This window comes from Mesorhizobium sp. CA16 (assembly GCF_020165175.1).
In the GTDB taxonomy this organism is placed as follows: Bacteria; Pseudomonadota; Alphaproteobacteria; order Rhizobiales; family Rhizobiaceae; genus Mesorhizobium.
This window is the reverse complement of sequence record NZ_JAIUHP010000042.1, coordinates 1-1,173: the sequence shown is the minus strand read 5'-3', so window position 1 is coordinate 1,173 and position 1,173 is coordinate 1. Positions and strand designations below refer to the sequence as shown.

General features: G+C 64.5%; 1 protein-coding gene. It reads right to left on the bottom strand.

Features of this window, described 5'->3' with window-relative positions:
* Positions 1 to 1,173 (bottom strand): UDP-glucose dehydrogenase family protein (locus tag LB525_RS28490; RefSeq protein WP_224549918.1); only part of this gene is annotated, 1,173 nt, incomplete at its 5' end.

The following is a 1,173-nucleotide window of genomic DNA, read 5'->3' as shown; positions in this document are numbered from 1 at the left end:
TCATGCCGCCATCCTGCCGATCGAGAAGTATTCGATGCCGTAGCGCGCGATCACCTTGGGATCGTAGAGATTGCGGCCGTCGAAGATGACCGGCGTCGTCAGCGCATCCTTGAGCGCGTCGAAGGACGGCGCGCGGAAGCTCTTCCATTCGGTGCAGATCAAAAGCGCGTCGGCGCCGCGCAGCGCCGCTTCCTTGGTGCCGCACAAAAGCAGATCCTCGCGCAGGCCGTAGATCGCCTGGCACTCCTGCATCGCCTCGGGATCGTAGGCCTGCACCTTGGCGCCGGCCGCCCACAACGCTTCCATCAGCGTGCGCGCCGGCGCCTCGCGCATGTCGTCGGTGTTGGGCTTGAAGGCCAGCCCCCAGACGGCGAAGGTCTTGCCCCTGAGCGCGCCCTTGAAATAGTGGGTGACCTTGTCGAACAGGACCGACTTTTGCGCATTGTTGCGCTCCTCGACGGCGCGCAGCAGCTTGGCGTCGAACTTCACGCCCTCGGCGGTCTTGATCAGCGCGCGCACATCCTTCGGGAAGCACGAGCCGCCATAGCCGAGGCCGGGATAAATGAAGTGATAGCCGATGCGCGGATCCGAGCCGATGCCCTTGCGCACCTCCTCGATGTCGGCGCCCAGCTGCTCGGCGAGATTGGCCATCTCGTTCATGAAGCTGATCTTGGTCGCCAGCATGCAGTTGGCGGCGTATTTGGTGAATTCGGCGCTGCGCACGTCCATCACGATCATCTTCTCGTGGTTGCGGTTGAACGGCGCGTAGAGCTCGCGCATCACCATCTCGGTGTCCTCGCTGGAGGTGCCGACGATGATGCGGTCCGGCTTCATGCAATCGGCGACCGCCGAGCCTTCCTTGAGGAATTCGGGGTTCGAGGCGACGTCGAAGGCGAGATCCTCGCGGCCGCGCTTCTTCAGCGTTTCGGCAATCCTGGCCTTCACCTTCTCGCAAGTGCCGACCGGCACGGTCGACTTGCCGACGACGATCTTGGCGCTGTCCATCTCACGGCCGATGGTCTCGGCGACGGCCAGCACATATTTCAGATCGGCCGAGCCATCCTCGCCGGGCGGCGTGCCGACCGCGATCATCTGGATCTGGCCATGCCTGACCGCCGCCGCCGCGTCGGTGGTGAAGCGGATGCGGCCGGCCGCGTGGTTTTCCCTGACGAG